This is a genomic window from Epilithonimonas sp. KH_059, from assembly GCF_057838485.1.
The window spans coordinates 423042-445241 of record NZ_CM174468.1; the positions used below are offsets into that span (position 1 = coordinate 423042).

At 40.8% G+C, this 22200-nt stretch carries 17 protein-coding genes; 11 read left to right on the forward strand and 6 right to left on the reverse strand.

Going from position 1 to position 22200, the window contains the following annotated elements:
- Nucleotides 1-15 precede the first annotated feature (15 nt).
- From hisD to hisIE, 7 genes are read left to right on the forward strand one after another with little or no spacing between them, the layout of a single operon-like run.
- Nucleotides 16-1302 carry a histidinol dehydrogenase gene (gene hisD / locus AC3IRX_RS01920; protein WP_489210815.1) on the forward strand — a complete coding sequence of 429 codons (1287 nt, stop codon included), beginning with the start codon at nt 16-18 and terminating at the stop codon, nt 1300-1302.
- A 3-nt stretch (nt 1303-1305) separates the two neighbouring features.
- Nucleotides 1306-2331: a histidinol-phosphate transaminase gene (gene hisC / locus AC3IRX_RS01925; RefSeq protein WP_489210816.1), complete on the forward strand. Its 1026-nt coding sequence runs from the start codon at nt 1306-1308 to the stop codon at nt 2329-2331.
- Nucleotides 2324-3415 carry a bifunctional histidinol-phosphatase/imidazoleglycerol-phosphate dehydratase HisB gene (gene hisB, locus AC3IRX_RS01930; protein ID WP_489210817.1) on the forward strand — a complete coding sequence of 364 codons (1092 nt, stop codon included), beginning with the start codon at nt 2324-2326 and terminating at the stop codon, nt 3413-3415. Before hisC ends, hisB begins: the two co-directional genes overlap by 8 nt.
- Nucleotides 3412-3990 (forward strand): imidazole glycerol phosphate synthase subunit HisH, encoded by a 579-nt coding sequence (hisH, locus tag AC3IRX_RS01935; protein WP_489210818.1) that lies wholly within the window; start codon nt 3412-3414, stop codon nt 3988-3990. The genes hisB and hisH overlap by 4 nt, the downstream gene beginning before the upstream one ends.
- Nucleotides 3987-4700 carry a 1-(5-phosphoribosyl)-5-[(5-phosphoribosylamino)methylideneamino]imidazole-4-carboxamide isomerase gene (gene hisA, locus AC3IRX_RS01940; protein ID WP_489210819.1) on the forward strand — a complete coding sequence of 238 codons (714 nt, stop codon included), beginning with the start codon at nt 3987-3989 and terminating at the stop codon, nt 4698-4700. Before hisH ends, hisA begins: the two co-directional genes overlap by 4 nt.
- The gene (hisF, locus tag AC3IRX_RS01945) at nt 4694-5449 is read left to right on the forward strand and encodes an imidazole glycerol phosphate synthase subunit HisF (protein ID WP_489210820.1); all 756 of its coding nucleotides are present in this window, start codon (nt 4694-4696) and stop codon (nt 5447-5449) included. Before hisA ends, hisF begins: the two co-directional genes overlap by 7 nt.
- A complete protein-coding gene (gene hisIE, locus AC3IRX_RS01950) occupies nt 5446-6033 on the forward strand; it encodes a bifunctional phosphoribosyl-AMP cyclohydrolase/phosphoribosyl-ATP diphosphatase HisIE (protein ID WP_489210821.1) in 588 nt (195 codons plus the stop codon). The genes hisF and hisIE overlap by 4 nt, the downstream gene beginning before the upstream one ends.
- Before the next feature lie 168 nt (nt 6034-6201).
- Here hisIE and carB read toward each other — a convergent pair whose 3' ends face one another.
- The 6 genes from carB to AC3IRX_RS01980 form a co-directional block, all read right to left on the reverse strand.
- On the reverse strand, nt 6202-9381 hold the full coding sequence (gene carB / locus AC3IRX_RS01955) for a carbamoyl-phosphate synthase large subunit (RefSeq protein ID WP_489210822.1): 3180 nt from the start codon (nt 9379-9381) through the stop codon (nt 6202-6204).
- 9 nt (nt 9382-9390) lie between these two features.
- Nucleotides 9391-10473: a glutamine-hydrolyzing carbamoyl-phosphate synthase small subunit gene (gene carA / locus AC3IRX_RS01960; protein WP_489210823.1), complete on the reverse strand. Its 1083-nt coding sequence runs from the start codon at nt 10471-10473 to the stop codon at nt 9391-9393.
- A 111-nt stretch (nt 10474-10584) separates the two neighbouring features.
- On the reverse strand, nt 10585-11484 hold the full coding sequence (locus AC3IRX_RS01965; protein ID WP_489210824.1) for an aspartate carbamoyltransferase catalytic subunit: 900 nt from the start codon (nt 11482-11484) through the stop codon (nt 10585-10587).
- A gap of 283 nt (nt 11485-11767) precedes the next feature.
- Nucleotides 11768-11986 (reverse strand): heavy-metal-associated domain-containing protein, encoded by a 219-nt coding sequence (locus AC3IRX_RS01970; RefSeq protein ID WP_489210825.1) that lies wholly within the window; start codon nt 11984-11986, stop codon nt 11768-11770.
- Nucleotides 11987-12034: 48 nt separating this feature from the next.
- Nucleotides 12035-14446 carry a heavy metal translocating P-type ATPase gene (locus tag AC3IRX_RS01975; protein WP_489210826.1) on the reverse strand — a complete coding sequence of 804 codons (2412 nt, stop codon included), beginning with the start codon at nt 14444-14446 and terminating at the stop codon, nt 12035-12037.
- 169 nt (nt 14447-14615) lie between these two features.
- A complete protein-coding gene (locus AC3IRX_RS01980; protein WP_459112431.1) occupies nt 14616-15179 on the reverse strand; it encodes a helix-turn-helix domain-containing protein in 564 nt (187 codons plus the stop codon).
- A 240-nt stretch (nt 15180-15419) separates the two neighbouring features.
- Here AC3IRX_RS01980 and acs point away from each other — a divergent pair, with 240 nt between their 5' ends.
- The 4 genes from acs to AC3IRX_RS02000 all read left to right on the forward strand — a co-directional run bounded on the left by acs (nt 15420) and on the right by AC3IRX_RS02000 (nt 21797).
- Nucleotides 15420-17327 carry an acetate--CoA ligase gene (acs, locus tag AC3IRX_RS01985; protein WP_489210827.1) on the forward strand — a complete coding sequence of 636 codons (1908 nt, stop codon included), beginning with the start codon at nt 15420-15422 and terminating at the stop codon, nt 17325-17327.
- A gap of 571 nt (nt 17328-17898) precedes the next feature.
- On the forward strand, nt 17899-20103 hold the full coding sequence (locus AC3IRX_RS01990) for a RelA/SpoT family protein (RefSeq protein WP_459112429.1): 2205 nt from the start codon (nt 17899-17901) through the stop codon (nt 20101-20103).
- Nucleotides 20104-20117: 14 nt separating this feature from the next.
- On the forward strand, nt 20118-21284 hold the full coding sequence (gene nhaA, locus AC3IRX_RS01995) for a Na+/H+ antiporter NhaA (protein ID WP_459112428.1): 1167 nt from the start codon (nt 20118-20120) through the stop codon (nt 21282-21284).
- Nucleotides 21285-21458: 174 nt separating this feature from the next.
- On the forward strand, nt 21459-21797 hold the full coding sequence (locus AC3IRX_RS02000) for a DUF4372 domain-containing protein (protein WP_489210828.1): 339 nt from the start codon (nt 21459-21461) through the stop codon (nt 21795-21797).
- Nucleotides 21798-22200: the final 403 nt, after the last annotated feature.

A 22200-nucleotide genomic window follows, 5' to 3' on the forward strand; every position in this document is an offset into this window, starting at 1 on the left:
TCAAAAAAAAACATAATGAAATACTTGAATAATCCCTCAAGATCTACATGGCAAAATTTAGCCAAAAGACCTTTGATTGAAAAGAGAAACTTAGATGACACCGTAGCCAATATCATTGACAAAGTACGGACCATGGGCGATGCTGCCCTTCGGGAATTTACCTTAGAATTCGATAAATTCAACTTAGGCAATCTTAAAATAAGTTCCTCCGAAATCGAGCAAGCAAACTCTCAGGTTTCAAACGAACTGAAACAGGCGATTTCTATTGCCTATAACAACATCTACAAATTTCACGCTTCTCAGAAAGTTGCAGAAATACCTGTGGAAACCATGGAAGGTGTGACTTGCTGGAGAAAAAACGTGGCTATAGAAAATGTAGGACTTTATATACCTGGCGGTTCTGCTCCCCTATTTTCAACCCTGCTGATGTTGGCAATTCCTGCACAAATTGCAGGTTGCAAAAACATTGTTTTGTGTACGCCTTGTGATCAAAAGGGAACGATTAATCCAGCCATTTTGTACACCGCTTCCTTTTTGGGTATTAACCAAATTTATAAAATCGGCGGTGCCCAGGCCATCGCTGCCTTGGCTTATGGAACCGAGAGCATTCCTAAAGTAGATAAAATTTTTGGACCCGGTAACCAATATGTAACCAAAGCAAAAGAACTTGTTCAAAAGAACGGCATTGCGATCGATTTGCCTGCAGGACCCAGTGAAGTTTTGGTTATTGCAGATGAAAATGCAGACCCAGAATTTATTGCGGCAGATTTACTTTCACAGGCAGAACACGGAACGGACAGCCAGGTAGTTTTTGCAACGAATTATAAACCCCTTATCGAGCAAGTAAATCTTGCTTTGGAAAAGCAATTGAGTACTTTATCAAGAGCTGATCTCGCAAGAAAAACATTGGAAAACAGCTTTTCCGTATGGTTCAATTCAGTGGAGGAATGTATCGATTTTAGCAACAATTATGCTCCTGAACATTTAATTTTGGCCCTTGAAAACGCAGAAGAATATGGTGATAAAATTCAAAATGCAGGGTCCGTTTTTCTTGGAAATTACTCCTGTGAAAGTGCCGGAGATTATGCAAGTGGAACCAATCACACATTGCCAACCAATGGATATGCCAAGAGTTATAGCGGTGTTTCGTACGATAGCTTCATAAAGAAAATCACGTTTCAAAATATCACCCCAAAAGGTCTTCAAAACATTGGGGCTACCGTAGAAATTATGGCAGAGGCAGAACAATTAACCGCACATAAAAACGCTGTGAGCATCCGACTTAAGAAATTAAACAAGTAGACTATGGAAAATTTAATCAGAAAAAACATCCGTACTCTTGCTCCCTATTCAAGTGCGAGAGAGGATTACTCCGAAAAGCAAGGCGTTTTTCTGGATGCAAATGAACATCCATTCGGCATTTACAACCGCTATCCAGATCCTTACCAAAAAGCATTAAAAGAGCGATTGTCAGAGATTAAAAACATTCCGTCCAAGCGAATCTTTATCGGAAACGGAAGCGATGAAATAATTGATATTGCTTTGCGTATTTTTTGCGAACCCAACCAGGACAAAGCCTTGACATTTACACCTACTTATGGCATGTATGAAGTTTCGGCAAATATCAATGCGGTGCAGCTCATCAAGCTTCCCTTGAACGAAGAATTCCAGATAGACAGAAAAACGATTGAACCTTGGTTATCAGATCCAAATTTGAAATTAATTTTTATCTGCTCGCCTAACAACCCCACAGGAAATCTCATCAATCCAACGGACATTGAATTTATTTTACAACAATTCAATGGAATTGTCATCCTTGATGAAGCTTATATCGATTTTTGCGATCAAGTTTCGTTTCTGGAAAAATTGACTCAATATCCTAATTTAATTATCAGCCAAACACTAAGCAAGGCATGGGGACTGGCAGGAATCCGCCTTGGGATTGCTTATATGAACGAACCTGTATTGTCCTATTTCAATAAAGTGAAAGCACCATACAATGTCAGTGCCATCAATCAGAAAATAGCGCTAGATGCGTTGACTAAATTGGAAGAATACGAGAAAAACAGAAGCGAAATTCTTAAAGCAAAATCTAACCTTCTAACGGAATTACAAGGAATAAAAATCATCTCTAAAATTTATCCCTCCGAGGCCAATTTTCTATTGGTTGAAGTAAACGATGCAAATGACGTGTATACTCAATTGATAAAAAAACAAATAATTACCCGAAACAGAAATATCACAATTCCAAACTGTCTTCGAATAACGGTTGGAGCCCAGGAGGAGAATCAAAAATTAATAACCGCTTTAAAACAAATCAGCAATGGCTAAAAAAGTATTATTTATAGACCGAGATGGCACCCTCATCGAAGAGCCGGCAGATTTTCAGATTGACAGTTTTGAGAAATTGAAATTTTTACCGTTTGCTATTAGTTGTTTATCAAAAATAGCCCGGGAATTGGATTTCGAACTAGTAATGGTGAGTAATCAAGACGGTTTGGGAACGGATTCTTTTCCCGAAAGAACGTTCTACCCTGTCCAGAATTTCATCCTTCAAACTTTAAAAGAGGAGGGTGTCACCTTTAAGGAAATCTATATTGACGCTACGTTTGAAAACGAAAACAAGGCAACCCGAAAACCTCAAACGGGTATGCTTAGCAAGTATATTTACGGCAACTACGACCTAAGAAATTCATTTGTAATCGGTGATAGAAAAACCGATGTGCAACTTGCAGAAAATCTGGGAACACAGTCCATCTTTGTCAGTAAAAATACTGAGGTAGATGCCACCTTCACGACTACCGATTGGAATAAAATTTATAATTTTTTAAAAAATCAACCCCGAACCGGAAAAACTCAACGCAAAACTTCTGAAACGGACATTTCGGTTGAAGTAAATCTGGACGGAACAGGAAAATCCGCTATACAAACAGGATTGCCCTTTTTCGACCATATGTTGGAGCAGCTCTCCAAACACGGTAATTTGGATTTGAATATACAGGTAAAAGGAGATTTGGAAATAGACGAACACCACACAATAGAAGATACAGCCCTTGCTTTGGGAGATGCATTTTTGCAGGCATTAGGGAATAAGAAAGCAATAGAACGCTACGGATTTTTACTGCCTATGGATGATTGTTTGGCTCAAGTAGCACTTGATTTTGGTGGTCGTCCCTGGCTAGTGTGGGAGACGGAATTCAAACGTGAAAAAATAGGAGATTTGCCCACAGAAATGTTTTTTCATTTTTTCAAATCGTTCAGTGACCAGGCTCGTTGCAATCTGAATATAAAAGCGGAGGGAACCAACGAACACCACAAGATAGAATCCATTTTCAAAGCCTTTGCGAAAGCAATAAAAATGGCAGTAAGTAAAACAGAAAATTACAACATCCCAAGCACAAAAGGAACCCTATGATCGCTATTTTAAGATACAATGCAGGCAATACCACTTCAGTAGAAAACGCCATAAAAAGTTTGGGTTATAAACCCCTTGTAACCGATAATATTGTATTATTACAATCCGCCGAAAAAGTGATTTTCCCGGGCGTTGGAGAAGCGGGTTCTGCAATGAAATATTTACGGGAAAAAGGTTTAGAGGAAGGAATAAAAAATCTAAAACAACCCGTTTTGGGAATTTGCCTGGGCATGCAATTGTTGTGCGAGTTTTCAGAAGAAGGAAATACCTACGGATTGGGAATTTTCAAAACAAAGGTTCGAAAATTTCCTCCTGAAGATAGAGTCCCTCATATGGGGTGGAATAATTTCACCGCTGTAAAAAAAGAATTGTTTAAAAATATCTCGTCAGAAAACGATTGCTATTTTGTCCATCGTTTTTATGCCGAATTATGTTCAGACACAGTGGCTACAACTCACTATATTTTACCCTTCAGTGCTGCTTTACAAAAGGATAATTTTTATGCTACTCAATTTCACCCCGAAAAATCGGCCTCAACAGGCTTACAAATCTTAAAAAACTTTCTTGAATTATGAGAATTATTCTCGCTATAGACATTATTGACGGTAAATGTGTTCGACTGACAAGAGGCGATTACAATCAGAAAAAAATATACAATGAAAATCCATTGGAAGTGGCCAAAATGTTTGAAGATTTTGGAATCAACTATTTACATCTGGTCGATTTGAATGGAGCAAAATCTGGGCAGATTGTCAATTACAAAACTTTGGAATTGCTGGCTGCAAAAACCAAACTGAACATTGATTTCGGTGGTGGAATAAAATCTCTGAATGATGTTGAAACCGCTTTTAATGCAGGAGCTAAACAAATTACTGTGGGAAGTATTGCCGTTCAAAAACCTGAATGGATGATAGACTGGCTAGGCCGCTTTGGGGCCGATAAAATCATCCTGGGAGCGGATTGTAAAAATCGAAAAATAGCGATCAATGGCTGGTTAAAATATAGCGAATTAGATGTTTTGTCCTTCATTACAAAATATACGGAGAAAGGGGTAAAATATAGCATTGTAACGGATATTGACAAAGACGGGATGCTTTCCGGTCCTGCTTCTGGATTGTACGAAGAAATTTTATCTGAAACTAAAATACAACTTATTGCGAGTGGTGGCATTACCACAATTCAAGACCTAATACAACTCAAAGAAATGGGTTGTGAAGGAGCGATTATAGGAAAAGCTATATATGAACAAACTATTCAATTAAAAGAAATATCCAAATTATGCTGAAGAAAAGAATCATTCCTTGTTTGGACATCAAAGGCGGCCGAACCGTAAAAGGTATCAACTTTGAAGCGATTCGGGATGCTGGTGACCCGATAGAACTGGCTAGGCGGTATGTTGCAGAAGGGGCTGACGAACTGGTGTTTTTAGATATCACGGCTACATTGGAAAAGCGTAAGACACTTGTAAAGCTAGTCAATCGCATAGCTTCGAAAATAAACATTCCGTTTACCGTTGGAGGAGGTATTAACAGTATAGAAGATGCAAAAATGATTATTGATGCAGGTGCCGATAAAATAAGTGTGAATTCGGCTGCGATACTGAATCCTGAACTTATCACGGAAATTGCCAATGAACTCGGAAATCAATGTGTGGTTTTGGCTATCGATACAAAATTTATTGATGGAAAATGGAATGTTTTCCGAAGCGGTGGGAAAATTGAAACCGGATGGAATGCAGTGCAATGGGCTCAAGAAGGTGTTACACTAGGAGCAGGAGAAATCCTGCTTACTTCTATGAACAATGACGGTACAAAATCGGGTTTTGCATTAAACATTACAAAACAAATCTCCGAAAGCGTTTCTGTACCCGTTATCGCTTCAGGAGGAGCAGGATGTATGGAAGATTTTGCTAATGTTTTAAACCACACAAAAGTCACAGGAGCTTTAGCCGCAAGTGTTTTTCATTACGGACAAATTTCTATTCCTGAACTCAAACAATTTTTAAACTCACAAAATATTCCTGTCAAATTATGAACATAGATTTTAGCAAAGGCAACGGACTGATCCCTGTGATTATTCAAAATGCCATTAACTTAGAAGTATTGATGCTTGGTTTTATGAATCAAGAAGCATACAATCAAACGGTTGAAAAACGAAAAGTAACCTTTTTCAGCCGAAGTAAAAACCGCTTATGGACGAAAGGAGAAACTTCCGGAAATTTTCTTGATGTGGAAACCATCAGTTTGGATTGTGACAAGGATACCTTACTTATTAAGGTAAATCCAATGGGACCTACTTGTCATACAGGCAATACGTCTTGTTTCCACTCAGGATCTTCAAAAGGTTTTTTGTACGAACTGGAACAAACTATTCACAAAAGAATTGATAATAACGTAGAAACTTCTTATACCAACACATTATACAAAAGAGGTATGAATAAGGTAGCTCAAAAAGTGGGTGAAGAAGCTGTAGAACTAGTGATCGAAGCAAAAGACGATAATGAGAAATTATTTAAAAACGAAGCAGCAGATTTATTGTATCATTTTTTGATTTTATTGAAAGCTAAAGATCTTTCCTTGGAAGAAATAGAAGGTGTCTTGTCCGAAAGAAATAAATAATTCCCTTAATCCAAAATTGGCAAAAACTAAATATGATCGTAATTTCTGAACTTTATAAATTCGGTCTTCAATGACCCTAATTTCTAGTTCAGTTTGAAATACTTTTGCCTTTAAACGACACATCCCTCGCGAATGCGAAGGATGTGCTATTTATTATGAGGATACTTTTTACATAGGTTGCATCTTGAAACTCATACTCTCAATCACTTTGAGTATTGCCTCTACCGTGTCCATGGATGTAAGACAAGGCACTCCATTCTCCACACTCATACGGCGGATTTGGAATCCATCTCGTTCGGCTTGTTTTCCTTTCGTGGTCGTATTCACTACGTATTGAACTTTTCCTTTTTGAATAAGGTCAATTAGGTTGACATCTTCCTGTCCAATTTTATAGCCTATTTTTACCGGGATACCGACTTCCTGAAAGTATTTTGCAGTCCCCTGAGTGGCCCAAATTCTAAAGCCTACTTCGTGGAAACGACGTGCAAAAACGGCCGCTTCTTCCTTGTGTTTGTCAGCTACTGTAAAGAGAATCGCGCCGTGAAGCGGAACACGTCGACCTGCTGCGATAAAGCCTTTGTAAAGTGCTTTTTCTAAAGTCGTGTCTTTCCCCATGACCTCCCCAGTGGATTTCATTTCAGGGCCTAATGAAGTATCAACCTTGGTTAACTTAGAAAAGGAGAAGACAGGAACTTTTACATACACTCCCTCTTTTGCCTCTATCAGTCCACTTTCGTAGCCCAGTGATTTTAAGCTCTCTCCAAGAATCACTTTGGTGGCTAAATTCGCCATAGGTACCTCTGTGATTTTTGACAAAAATGGTACGGTTCGAGACGATCTTGGATTTACTTCGATGACGTAAACCTGATCTTCAAATAAGACGTACTGAACATTCATTAATCCAATGACGCCAAGACCTTTCGCTAAACGCTCAGTGTAATCAATCAATTGTGCCATGCACTTTTCGTTGATATTCTGCGGAGGATACACCGCAATGGAATCCCCAGAGTGAACTCCTGCGCGCTCAATATGCTCCATAATTCCTGGAATCACGACCGTTTCTCCGTCGCAAATGGCGTCTACCTCAACTTCTTTTCCGGTCATGTATTTATCGACCAAAACGGGATGTTCAGGACTGGCTTCTACCGCATTTTCCATATAGTGCGCTAGTTCCGTTTCGTTGTATACAATTTCCATCGCGCGCCCACCTAAAACGTAACTTGGACGCACTAAAACAGGATATCCAATCGAATCTGCGATTTCAATGGCTCCTTCTTTCGAAAAGGAGGTTCTTCCTTTGGGCATCGGAATGCCCATTTCCTGCAGTGCCTTTTCAAATTTATCCCGGTTCTCAGAACGGTCTAAGTCTTCTAAACTGGTTCCTAGAATCTGAACGCCATGACTTGCTAGTTTGTCCGCAAGGTTGATGGCGGTTTGTCCACCAAATTGAACAATGACCCCTTTGGGTTTTTCTAGCTCAATAATATTCATCACGTCTTCTTCGGTCAAAGGCTCAAAGTAGAGTTTGTCTGAGATCGAAAAATCGGTGGAAACCGTTTCCGGATTGTTATTGATAATGATGGATTCGTACCCCATTTGCTTAATGGCCCATACACTGTGTACGGTCGCGTAATCAAACTCAACTCCTTGCCCAATACGGATAGGTCCAGAACCCAGTACAATGATTTTTTCTTTGCCGCTTCGTACACTTTCGTTTTCTTGTTCGTAGGTTCCGTAGAAATACGGAGTTTCGCTTTCAAATTCAGCTGCGCAAGTATCCACCATTTTGTAGACCGGCATAAGTCCACTTCTTTTTCTAAACTCGAAAACTTCTCTTTGGGTGATTCCCCAGAGAAACGCAATGTTTTTATCCGAAAACCCTAATTTTTTTGCATCGGTTAAAACCTCAAGATCCATTTTGCTGCTGGAAATGGTCTTTTCAAAATCCACTAATTTTTTTAGCTTCCAAATGAAGAACGGATCAATTTTACTCCATTCTACAATTTGCATCCAGTCGTATCCACGTCTTAGCGCTTCACCGATGACAAAGAGTCTTTCATCATCACATACTCGAATGCGTCTTTCAATATCTTCCGGCGTTAACTCCTGTGCTTGTTTTTGCTTAAGTCCTAAGTGGCGAATACCCGTCTCAAGAGAACGAATCGCTTTTTGAATACTTTCTTCAAAGGTTCTTCCGATTGCCATAACCTCCCCTGTAGCCTTCATTTGAGTAGAGAGACGACGGTCTGCCGTTTCGAATTTATCAAATGGGAACCTAGGAATTTTGGTCACCACGTAATCCAGTGCAGGTTCAAAACAGGCATAGGTTTTTCCAGTGACAGGGTTCATCATTTCATCTAAGGTTAACCCCACGGCAATCTTCGCTGCTAATTTCGCAATCGGATACCCGGTCGCTTTGCTGGCTAAAGCAGAAGAACGCGATACCCTCGGATTCACCTCAATGATATAATAGTTGAAGGAATGGGGATCTAAGGCCAATTGCACGTTACAGCCTCCTTCGATGCCAAGGGCACGAATGATTTTTAAAGAAGCATTTCGAAGCAGTTGATACTCTCTGTCGGATAGCGTTTGTGAAGGAGCCACTACGATACTATCGCCTGTATGGACTCCTACAGGATCAATGTTTTCCATGTTACAAACCACAATTGCATTGTCGTTTGCATCTCTCATCACCTCGTATTCAATTTCTTTAAATCCCGCAATCGAACGCTCAATTAAACATTGAGTTACTGGCGAATATTTAAGTCCTAATTCTGTGATTTCTTTTAATTGGGCTTCTGTATCTGCAATTCCTCCCCCGGTTCCTCCCATCGTAAAGGCAGGACGAACAATTACAGGATACCCTATTTTATTTGCAAACGAAATGGCTCCTTCTACGGTGGTGACAATGTCACTCTCTGGAACCGGCTCGTTTAACTCGTTCATTAATTCTCGGAAAAGATCTCTATCCTCTGCTTTGTTGATGGCAGAAAGTTTGGTTCCAAGAACCTCCACTTCACACTCTTCTAAGATTCCTGATTTTTCTAATTCAATCGCCATATTCAGACCAATTTGCCCTCCTAAGGTAGGAAGTAAGGCGTCCGGTCTTTCTTTGCGAATAATGTGACTTACAAAAGGAAGGGAAATAGGTTCAATGTATACTTTGTCCGCAATTTCCACATCGGTCATAATCGTAGCGGGATTGGAATTAATTAAAATTACGCGGTATCCCTCTTCCCTTAGGGCCAAACAGGCCTGGGTTCCTGCGTAATCAAATTCTGCCGCTTGTCCAATAATAATCGGACCTGAGCCAATTACTAAAATCGTTTTTATATCCGTTCTCTTCATTTTCTTGTCTTAAGCTCTTTTCGTTGTAAACGCCTCCATTAGGCTGATAAATTCATCAAATAAATAATTTGCATCTTCTGGACCTGGACTGGCCTCTGGGTGATACTGTACCGAGAAACAAGGATATTCCGTGTGACGTACTCCTTCGTTTGTTCGGTCGTTTAAGGCCACGTGCGTTTCCACAAGGCCGGTTCCTTCCAAACTCGCAGAATCCACTGCGTATCCGTGGTTTTGAGAAGTAATTGCTACGGTGTTTCGTTCTAAATCCAGTACAGGATGGTTTGCTCCTCTGTGTCCGAATTTCAGCTTAAAGGTTTTGGCTCCACAAGCTAAAGAAATGAGCTGATGCCCTAGACAGATTCCAAAGATAGGCACCTTGCCTAAGAGTCCTTGAATCATCTCCTGCGCCCCCACTACGTCCTGGGGATCGCCAGGTCCATTGGTTAGCATTACCCCATCGGGATGCAAAGCTAAAATTTCAGAAGCGGACGCGTTTTGATTCACTACAATAATATCGCAGTCTCTATGGGAGAGTTCTCGAATGATGCCAAGTTTCGCTCCAAAGTCAACGACCACAACTCTAAAACCTCTACCTGGAGCCGCATAAGGGGTTTTTGTGGAAACCTGCTCCACTAATTTCTTTTCAATTTCAAGTGACTTTAATTCCGCTACTACCTCACTTTCATTGGCATCAAAGTTTGCAATTCGTCCTTTTACGGTTCCTTTGTCTCGGATGAGTCTTGTCAATTGTCGGGTGTCAATGCCTTGGATTCCAGAAATGTTTTTCGATTTTAAGAGCTCATCGAGCGACATTTGACTTCTAAAATTAGAAGGATAATCGCAAAGCTCTTTAACCACTAAGCCTTTGATTCCCGGTTCAATGCTTTCAAAATCGTCACGGTTGATTCCGTAATTCCCAATCAGGGGATACGTCATGGTCACAATCTGACCGCAATACGAAGGATCGGAAATTAATTCCTGATACCCCGTCATTCCTGTGTTAAACACCACTTCACCCTCGCTCAATAAATCCGCACCAAATCCAATGCCGTGAAAAACCTCGCCCGATTCTAATATTAATTTCTTTTTCATTCTCTTTTTTTAGCGCGTCTTTGCCAAGACTTACTTTCTTTATTGTATGATTATTTTTCCTTTCTATCGCTTTAGTCCGCTCTTCTCCTAAAAGCTTTGCCTCCCGCTTTTTTAGCTGTACGTTTCAAATTCAAATCCTTGCAATTCAAGCTCATGCTTTAAAATTGCCATGCGCGCAAAAACTCCGTTTTCAATTTGTTTGAAAATTCTTGATTTTTCGCCTTCCACGAGTTCGCTTTCCATCTCCACTCCTCTATTCACAGGTCCAGGGTGCATCACGATTGCATTTGGTTTCATCGCCTCCATGCGGGCTTTGGTAAGTCCGTATTTAGATAAGTACTCTGCATTTGAAATGGGATGTTTCGTCGTATGTCTCTCGTGTTGAATACGCAGCATTATTAAGACATCCACTTCTGGAATTAAGTGATCAAAATTTCGGTACGTTCCGTTCATCATGGCTCCTTGGTCAAACCAGTCTTCCGGTCCCGAAAAATGCACCTTTGCTCCCAATCGTCTAAGCGCTTCAGCATCTGAGTTTGCCACTCTAGAGTGCTTTACATCTCCAACAATTCCTACGGTGAGTCCTTCAAAACTTCCAAACTCTTGTTTGATCGTGACCAAATCCAATAGTCCTTGGCTTGGATGATGGCCGGTTCCGTCTCCTGCGTTCACAATCCCAATTTCAATGGACTTTAAATCTTCGTAATAATTATCGGCTGGATGTCGGATCACAAGCAAATCAAGCCCTAAAGCTTTTAGAGTCTTCACCGTATCGTATAGCGTTTCTCCTTTATTCAGTGAGCTGGATTGAACCGCAAACGGAATCACTTCGAGTCCTAGTTTACGCTCGGCCATTTCAAAACTCACGACGGTTCGAGTGCTGTTTTCAAAAAACAAGTTGGCCACATAAATGGGCTGTGTTGCACGTATCTTCGTTCCCTTAGCAAATGCTAAGCTGTCTTCAAGGATCCTCTCAATGGATTCTTTGCTGAGTTTTGATAGTTTTATCATTTTGAATTAAAATTTCTCCTTAAAATTACAAAAAAAAACGAAGCCAAAAAGACTTCGTTCGTTATAAAAAATATGTTTCCTGAGGCATCCATGCCTCTTGATTTGCGATCAAAATGTAGCGTTTTACACATTGAGTGCAAAGATAGAAATTAATTTGAAAAGTAAAAAATTGTGACCCAATAAATTTTCTTTTCGCCACACTATTTTCTATTTTTCTCTCTATTGAGTCTGAAAAAACCTCGGCGGTTATGGGAAACATGCACTCCGAGGAGGCCCTTATCTTTTAAGCAATCGATTCTACTTCGAATCCTTTTGCTTTTACAATATCCATCACCTCCTTCTCAGTAATCCCACTCGATTCTACTGTAAGAATCTTGTCTGGATTCGAGGTATCTACATTCCATTTTTCAATCCCAGAGGCAGAGTCTAAATCGCCTTGCACTTTAGAGACGCACCCTCCACAATCTAAGGTGGTTTTAAATTTAAATTCTTTGTTTTCCATTGTTCTATTGATTATTTTAAAATTATTATTGTTTAATTCTACAGGTATTTACTTTTTCCACTTTAGGCGCAAACTATTGCTTACGACACTTACGCTACTTAGCGCCATGGCCGCTCCAGCAAGCATTGGATTCAGAAGAAAACCATTGATAGGATACAAGATTCCTGCTGCAATTGGAATGCCAATTAAGTTGTAGATAAACGCCCAGAATAAGTTTTGCTTAATGGTAGCCACGGTTTGTTTAGAGAGTTTTATCGCCTGAGGAATTTTGAGTAGATCAGAAGAGATAATGGTCATTTTAGCCACATCCATTGCAATGTCAGATCCTTTCCCCATGGCAATACTTACGTCTGCCGTGGCAAGAGCAGTACTGTCATTAATTCCATCCCCGACCATGGCCACGATTTTCCCTTCGCTTTGGAGTTTTTTCACAAAGTCCGCTTTGTCCTGAGGCATCACCTGAGCTTTGTAGTTTGCAATGCCGGTTTGCTTTGCAATGGCCTTCGCCGTTGCCTCGTTATCTCCTGTCAGCATGTAGAGCTCGATGCCCATTTTATTTATTTGCTCGATGGCTTGCACCGAGGTTTCTTTGATTTTATCTGAAATGGCTAGCACAGCAAGCGCCTGATGCTCATTTGCAAACCAAATTACGCTTTGTGACTGCTCAGCCCAATTCTGCGCATACTGCTTTAAACTTGGGCTTATTTCAATCTTATGATCAGTAAGCAATTTTAAATTGCCCACGAAATAACTCTCCTTCTCATAAAGCGCTTTTGCACCCTGTCCAGTAATACTTTCAAAATTGGAGATTTCTATCTGTGGAGAGCCCTGCAAATACTTCACTACGGCGTCCGCGAGCGGATGCTCAGACTGCTTTTCAAGACTAAGCAAAACGGCTTTCTTGTCCTTTTGCCCTTCAAGCCACTCTGAGGCGGTTACCTGAGGTCTCCCCTCGGTAATGGTTCCGGTTTTGTCAAGGATGATGGCATTCACTTTTTTGGCAAGCTCAAGACTTTGTGCATCTTTAATTAAAATTCCATTTTCAGCACCTTTTCCTACGCCCACCATAATGGCTGTCGGAGTGGCAAGTCCAAGTGCGCAAGGACAGGCAATCACAAGTACGGTAATGGCCGCAAGCAGCCCTTGTACCACACCGTTTTCTCCTCCGAGTACGAGCCAGAGTCCAAAGGTTACAAGCGCAATCCCGATCACCACAGGCACAAAGACACTTGCGATTTTGTCAACCAACTTCTGCACCGGAGCTTTGCTTCCCTGGGCATCTTGTACGGTCTTAATAATATGAGCAAGCATCGTATCTTTCCCTACTTTTTGGGCTTTGAATTGAAAACTTCCTTTTTGGTTGATGGTTCCTGCGTAGACCGATTCATTCTCACTCTTTTGAACCGGAACAGGCTCTCCACTGAGCATGCTTTCGTCCACATAGGAATTGCCTACGGACACGATTCCATCCACTGCAATTTTTTCTCCGGGCTTTACTAAAATTTCATCGCCCACTTGCACCTCTTCAATCGGTATTTCTCTCTGCGTTTTGTCTGGGGAAATCACAATTACAGATTTAGGTTGTAGTCCCATCAGGTTCTTAATTGCACTAGAGGTATTGCCTTTTGCTCTTTCCTCTAGTAGCTTCCCAAGCAGGATAAAGGCTATAATAACTGCAGCCGCTTCAAAATAGACGTGCGCCTCAAGCCCACGACTGGTCCAAAACTCAGGGAAGAGCAGAGTGAATACACTAAACAGGTAGGCAATCCCTGTACTGAGTGCCACAAGTGTATCCATATTGGCGGATTTGTGCTTTAATTGTTTCCAAGCTCCGATAAAAAAATCTCTACCGAGCCATAGAACCACCGGGGTGGAAAAAAGCCACATAATTTCGTTTCCATAGGGCATGTCCATATAAAACATCCCAATGAAAACCACCGGTAAAGACAAGAGGACCGCCCAAAGCGTTTTTTGCTTCAGGGTTTTGTACTTTTTCTCCTGAATCTTCTCTAAGGTTTCATTTACTGAGGATTCCTCTTCGATGAGAAGATCGTATCCTCCGTTTTGAAGTGCTTTTTTAAGCTTTAGAAGATCGGTCGTGCCTGGCAAATACTCTAACACCAAATTTCCGGTGCCATAATTCACGGAAGCATCCACCACTCCAGGTTGCATTTTTATAATGTTTTGCGCACTGCTGGCGCACGAAGCGCAGGTCATCTCTAGGACGGGAACCGTGGCCTTTACCGTAGTCACGCCGTATCCTAGGTCTTTGATCGCTTGCACCGCTCTTATGACCACCTCGTTATTTTCTGTCGTCAATACCGCTCGGCGGTTATTGAGTTCCACTTTATGACTCTCCACTCCTTTTACTTGGGAGAGTCCCTTGTCCACTATAAGAGCGCAGTGTTCACTATCTACGTCTTCAAGGGGAAGATAAATTAAGTCTTTATTCGTTGCCATTTCTATTCTAGGTTTTTATTACACTACAAAGTTGCGACTTCCCTAGCTAGGAAAGGTTGTAGTTTTGTGGAATTGAATTGTAAGATTTTTGAAATAGGAAGGCATAAATCTTTTAAAAACAAGCGTTTTAACCCTCTAATTCCTATGCACAGTCCCGCGCGCTTAGGCCCTAAAGAGAATCAAGTGATTTCCTTTGGTTTGTGGTCTGCTTTTTAAAATCACTGGGAGAGAGCCCTGTGATTTTCTTAAATTGATTGCTTAAATAAGCGACACTCGAATAATTCAGTTGATCTGCAATCTCACTTAAGGTTAGCTGATCGTAGACCAGTAACTCTTTTGCTCTTTCAATCTTTTGCGCAATAAAATACTTTTCAATCGTGGTTTTCTCTAGTTCAGAAAACAAATTAGAAAGGTAGCTATACTCATGGTGCAGCAGATCGCTTAAGTGATTGGACAAGTTGGTTTTTAACTCCGTTTGCTCCCTATGCACTAGCTTTATTATAAGAGTCTTAATGCTTTCTACAAGTTGCTTCTTTTTATCATCAATAAGTTCAAAGCCTAAAGGCTTTAAAGAGGCCTCCAGAGCCAACTTCTGCTCTTTGCTTAAGTCTTTCTCTAGCTCGGCCTCGCCTAGTTTTACCTGCCTAGCTTTTAGCCCAAGTTTATCCAGTTCGCTTTGCACCACTAAGATGCAGCGATCGCATACCATGTTTTTAATAAAAATCTGAGCCATAAGAAAGGGGTCTAGACAAGTAGCAAAAGTACAACTATCTTTTCCGATTCGGAAATTTCCTTCTAAGGATTCTAGGCAATGACCCATGCCGCCCAAAGGAAACTCCCTCTATTTTCTCCCCAAGGTCTTTTCCCACTTCTCTTTTTTTATCAAATTTTCCATTTGAAACTTCGCTCGAACTAAAAATAATGGTAATTTTAAAAATCAAATGAAATTGTATTCAAACTTTAAAATAATAAAATGAAGAATTTTTATATCGACGATCTCCCCGATTATTTCAAACAGTACAAGAAATCCATTAAAAATCCGAAAAAATTCTGGGATCAAGTTGCAGACGAAGGCTTTGTTTGGTACCAGCGTTGGACCAAGGTTCTTGAATTTGACATGGAAAAAGCAAAAATCAAGTGGTTTAAAAATGCGAAATTAAACATCACGAAAAATTGCATTGATAGGCACTTGCAAGAAAGAGGGGATAAAACGGCGATTTTATTTGAACCCAATGACCCTAGCGAAGAAGCTCAGCATATTTCCTATAAGGAACTGCATCAGCGGGTCTGCAAAATGGCGAATGTTCTAAAGGAGCAAGGGGTCGAAAAAGGAGACCGAGTTTGCATTTACCTTCCTATGATTCCTGAACTTGCCGTGACCATGCTTGCCTGCGCGAGACTGGGTGCTGTTCATTCCGTTATTTTTGCAGGATTTTCGGATTCAGCACTGTCCTCGCGAATGAACGACTGCGAAGCGAAACTACTGGTTTGTTCCGACGGCAGTTTTCGAGGGTCCAAATCCATTGATTTGAAAGGAATCGTGGACAAAGCGCTCGAAAAGTCCCCGGGAGTCCATAAAGTGCTCGTCGTAAAAAGAACCGGCACAGAAGTGAATATGAAAGAAGGACGAGATTTATGGCTCGAGCCGCTGTACACGGAGGCCTCTAGCGATTTTGTTTCTAGAATTATGGATGCGGAGGATCCGCTCTTCATTTTATACACCTCCGGTTCCACCGGCAAACCTAAAGGAATGCTTCACACGACCGCGGGCTATATGGTTTACACGGGATACACGTTCAAAAATGTGTTCAACTACAAGGAAAATGACGTGTATTGGTGTACGGCGGATATCGGTTGGATTACTGGACATTCCTACATACTCTACGGTCCCCTTTCTTGTGGAGCCACCACAGTACTGTTCGAAGGAGTCCCTACGTACCCTGAGCCAGACCGTTTCTGGGAAGTCATTGAAAAGCATAAAGTAACTCAGTTCTATACGGCGCCTACGGCCATTCGTTCGCTAGCGAAGGAAAGCACGGACTGGGTGGAAAAACATGACCTAAGCTCACTGCGTGTGATTGGATCGGTTGGAGAACCGATTAACGATGAGGCATGGCATTGGTACAACGACCATGTAGGAAACAAAAAATGCCCTATTGTCGATACGTGGTGGCAAACGGAAACGGGAGGAATCATGATCTCTCCTATTCCTTTTGTTACGCCCACCAAACCTACCTATGCGACCTTACCTCTTCCTGGGATACAGCCAGTGTTAATGGATGAGAAAAGAAATGAAATTACAGGCAACCAAGTAGATGGAAACCTTTGCATACGTTTTCCATGGCCCGGCATTGCGCGCACCATTTGGAAAGACCATAAAAGGTATGTAGAAACTTACTTTTCTGCCTTTCCGGGCAAGTATTTCACAGGAGATGGCGCCCTAAGGGACGAAACAGGCTACTACCGAATTACAGGGCGAGTGGACGACGTGATTATTGTCTCTGGACATAATTTAGGAACCGCTCCAATTGAGGCTAGCATTAACCAACACCCCGCCGTGGCAGAATCAGCCATCGCAGGCTATCCTCATGAGATCAAAGGCAGCGGACTTTACGCCTTCGTGACTCTAAAAGAAAGTGGTGAATCCCGAGACCGAGAAAATCTCAAAAAAGAAATCAACATGCTCATCTCAGACACGGTCGGACCGATTGCGAAGCTTGATAAAATACAATTTGTCTCCTCGCTTCCCAAAACAAGATCCGGAAAGATTATGCGGCGTATTTTGCGCAAAATCGCGGAGGGAGAACAAAGCAACTTTGGGGATATTTCTACTCTTCTAAATCCAGAAGTGGTCGAAGAGATTAAGAACGAAAAAGTGTAGACTTAAGCTCTATGGTTTGGAGTGAAGAAAAAATACCTTAGAAAAACCCTTTAAAACCCTTGCTAACTACGCTTCTTTATAGATGTTTACAAATTGTTGCAGCTTTAAAAAAGACAATTTTAGCCCTATAAATTGTCTTTCGTTGAGAGAATAACACTTTCCATAGGACTTCTTGTAAAGGATCAGGACTAAAATTACGATTTCATTATTATAGATACCGAATATTATTAATTATTTGTTAATTCTATTAGAAACTGTTAAAACTTTCCATTTTTGGCCGTAGTTTTGCAACGATTTAAAAGAACATACGTTAAAGATCCAAATAACAGTGTTTTTCTTATCAAATTAAATTTTTTCAATACGGTCCACTTGCGTGCAAGTGGACTTTTTTGCTTTTAGTCCCCAGCTTCTTTTGCTTTTTTCTATTCTCAGATTTCTGTTGGGTTTCTAGGCGAATGCGATTCCTTAGTCCTGCTCTTTTGGTTCACATACGAATGAGGCTCTAGTCTCTTTATTTTGTTGGAGTTCTACTGTTTTTTTTCTACATTCGTAGGGTTAAAGAACTGCGCAGATGATATACGACCTAGAACAAGAAAACAAAGAAATTCTGGCCCGCTATAAGGACTTAATTTCCAATACATACCGAACTCTTGACGAGGAGCAGAACAAGCTAATTCGTCGTGCATTTGATCTCGCACTGGATGCCCACAAAGACCAACGTAGAAAATCGGGAGAACCCTATATCTACCATCCGATTGAGGTGGCAAAGATTGTTGCCAACGAAATCGGACTTGGGGCCACCTCCATTGCGTGCGCCCTGCTTCATGATGTGGTAGAAGATTCAGATTACACGTATGAAGATTTAGAAAAGAGATTTGGAAAGAAAATTGCGGACATCGTAAACGGTCTGACCAAAATCTCTGTGATGAACCATCAGAACATCTCGATTCAATCAGAGAACTATAGAAAATTACTTTTAACCCTCTCGCAGGACTTTCGAGTAATTCTTATTAAGATTGCGGACCGCCTTCACAACATGCGAACCTTAGAGAGCATGGCGCCGGACAAACAAAAAAAGATTGCCTCCGAAACCGTCTATATTTATGCGCCTCTAGCCCACCGTTTAGGGTTCTATAATTTGAAAGGAGAATTAGAAGATCTTTCCCTCAAATACAACAATCCCGAGGTTTATAACGAAATCACAGAAAAACTGGAACTCGCAAAGGAAAACCGGGAAAAGTACGTTGAAGAATTTAAAAAAGAAGTCTCTGAGCGTCTTGGCGAAGAAGGACTCAATTTCACAATCAAAGGACGAGCAAAAGCCATCTCTTCCATCTACAGAAAGATGCTCAAGCAGGGCGTTCCCTTTGAAGAAGTTTTTGACAATTACGCCATTCGGATTATTTACAAATCCGATGCGAAAAACGAAAAATTCCTCGCTTGGAAAATCTACTCGATCGTCACAGACCTCTACCACAGCAATCCCCTTCGAATGCGAGATTGGATTACAAGGCCACGTTCCACAGGGTATGAAAGTTTACACCTCACCGTTCTAGGGCCAGACAAAAAATGGATTGAAGTTCAAATTCGAAGCGAGCGCATGGATGAGATTGCGGAGAAAGGCGTCGCTGCGCATTACCGCTACAAGGAAGGCTTTAAGAACAATTCAGACGATCAGAATTTTGAACGTTGGGTCAGTGAAATTAGAGAAGTCCTTGAACAGCAACAAAACTTAAGTACGACCGAACTTCTAGACAACATCAAACTAAATCTTTATTCAAAAGAAGTTTTCGTCTTTACTCCAAAAGGGGAAATTAAGATTTTACCGGTCGGTTCCACGGCCTTAGATTTTGCATTTTCCGTTCACTCGGATTTGGGAACCAAATGCCTGGGTGCAAAAATCAATGGAAAATTAGTTCCGATCTCCCATGTGCTTCAAAACGGGGATCAGGTGGATATTCTTTCCTCCCAAAACCAGAAACCAAAACTGGACTGGTTAGAGTTCGTAGTCACCTCGAAAGCGAAAAGCAAAATCAAAGCGTATTTAAATTCTCAAAAAAGCAGCGCCGTTACCGAGGGAAAAGAAATGCTACAACGCAAGCTTCGGCATGCTAAACTTCCATTCAACGACGAGGAAATTAACAAAATGCAGAAGTACTTCAACTTAAAGACTTCTCAGGAACTTTTCCTTGGCTTTCAAGAAGGCACTCTCGATACAGGAGATTTACGCAAGTACATCGAGAGTAAAAACGTATTTAACAACTTAATCAATCGCTTCCGGAAATCTCCGACCAAAAACGAAGAATTCGAGGAGCATGGCAATAGCAATTTAGATTTGATTGTCTTTGGAAAAGACGAAGAGAAACTCAACTATAGCTTTGCCAAATGCTGCAACGTCATTCCAGGGGATAAAATTTTTGGTTTTATCACCATCTCTGAAGGCATCAAGGTTCACAGCGACAATTGTCCCAATGCCATTAACCTACGAGCCCAATACGATTACCGCGTCATGCCCGCCAAATGGGTCAATGAAGAAAGCTTCAAGAACCGAGTCAAAATTGAAATTGAAGGTCTGGACCGCCTAGGAATGATTAATGACATTACACAGGTCATTAGTAACTCCATGGCCATGGACATGAAAAGCATGACCATATCTTCCAATAATGGGCTCTTTACAGGAACCATTAATCTCGAGGTAAGGAACCGAAGTCAGCTAGAAGAAACCTTTAAGCAATTAAAAAACATAAACGGAATCAGTCGTGTGAAGCGGCTTTAACTTAATAAATATTCATGAAAATTACCCAGTATTTTAAAAACTTTCTCCAGCACAATCAATCCTCTGGAATCCTTCTTCTCTTTTGCGTCTTCCTCTCGCTCATGATTGCGAATTCCTCGCTAGGCCCTGCCTTTGAAGACCTACTCAACTATCAATTGGGCCCCTATTCCATCAGCATGTGGATTAACGACGGACTTATGGCTGTATTCTTTCTCGTGGTGGGGCTAGAGATCAAGCGTGAGATTGTGGAAGGAGAATTATCCAGTTTCAAAAATGCCTCCCTTCCTATTGTGGCCGCCTTAGGGGGTATGATTGTTCCGGCATTCATTTACCTTCTCTTTAATGCAGGTACAGACACGCAGAACGGATGGGCCATTCCGATGGCCACGGACATTGCCTTCTCTTTAGCGATTATCTCCCTACTTGGAAAAAGCGTACCGACTTCTATCAAAATATTCTTAGCTGCACTCGCTATTGTAGATGACCTAGGGGCTATCGTCGTGATTGCTCTTTTCTACACGGAACAACTGCACCTAAATTACCTTTTGATTTGCCTTGGAATCACAATCTTGCTTGTCTTATTAAACTACTTCAAAGTAAAAAAACATGTCTTCTATCTGATCCCTGGAATCTTCTTATGGTACTGCATGCACCATTCGGGTATCCATGCGACTATCGCAGGGGTTATTTTAGCCTTTACCATTCCTACGAACGCTTCAGAAACGGAAATATCGCCTTTGGAAAAACTGGAAGGAAAACTTCATTTGCCGGTTAGTTTTATCATTATGCCTTTGTTCGCACTGGCCAATGTGAACATCGCACTTGAATCCGGCATGGTCGATGGACTGTTCACCAACTTTGGCTATGGAATTGTCCTTGGACTCTTTGTAGGTAAGGTGGTTGGAATCAATCTCTTCTCCTATATTGCTATAAAACTTAAACTCAGTAGCCTTCCTGATAAAAGCACCTGGTCTCAAATGATTGGGACGGGGCTTCTCGCAGGAATTGGATTCACCATGTCCATCTTCATCGCCCTACTCTCTTTCAAAGGGCATCCTGAACTTCAACAAGAAGCAAAATTCGCAATCCTTATTGCCTCTGCAATTTCGGGGTTAACGGGGTATATGATCTTAAAATCCGTTGGAAAGAAGCGGGCCAAAAAAGAACTCGAATCCGCCTAAGTAGCTAGTCTAATACTAACAACAGACAAAAAGTCATTCTGAACCGAGATTTAGAATGACTTTTTGCTTTTCGTCTACTATACCTACTGAATCATTGTTGTCCGATAAAAGAGTAGCCAAAAAAATGGCTACTCAATTTTTAGTAAGTTTGAAGTTCTCACACTATCAACTACTATGGGTAAAAGTAATCATTTTTCAACAAAATCCGTTTTCGGACAGCTGATTTCATTAATCGATGACTCGCTTATTAGAAAAGAAGTGAAAAATTGCAATGCCGACCGCTACACAAAGCGTTTCAAAACAAAGGATCACTTGATAAGTATGCTTTTTTGTTCTTTTTCAAAGTGTACGTCACTTCGTGAAATATCGGGAGCAATGCTTGGTTTATCGGGGAAAACATCAGGATTTCAACTAAGCCATATTCCAAAAAGAAGCACGCTTTCAGATGCAAACAAGAAAAGAGATGTTCAGGTCTTTGAAAATATTTATCATAAGCTGCTCAAGCAATATTAACAGTAAATTATGCTTCAAAGATAAAGTCATTTGAACAGGCTGAAAGTCAAAGAGAATATCTGATTTTTGATGAGTTACAACGCTTAGCCAAAGCAGAATATAATATCCAGTATTGAAGAAAACTTTTCTTTTTTCGTGTTTATCAGGATTACGCTGGTCAGATATTAGTTCTTTAATTTGGAAAGAAGTTCGTGATGAAGGTGATACTTCTAGGGTCAATTTCCGACAAGAAAAAACGGATGGCGTAGAATATTTATATATCTCAAAACAAGCCAGAGACTTGTGAGGAGAAAGACAAAATCCACAAGAAAAAATTTTCAAGGGTTTGAGATATGGAATGACCTACCAATAAAATCATATTTCTTATGTGCCATTTTAGTGTCACATTTTATCCTAAATAAAA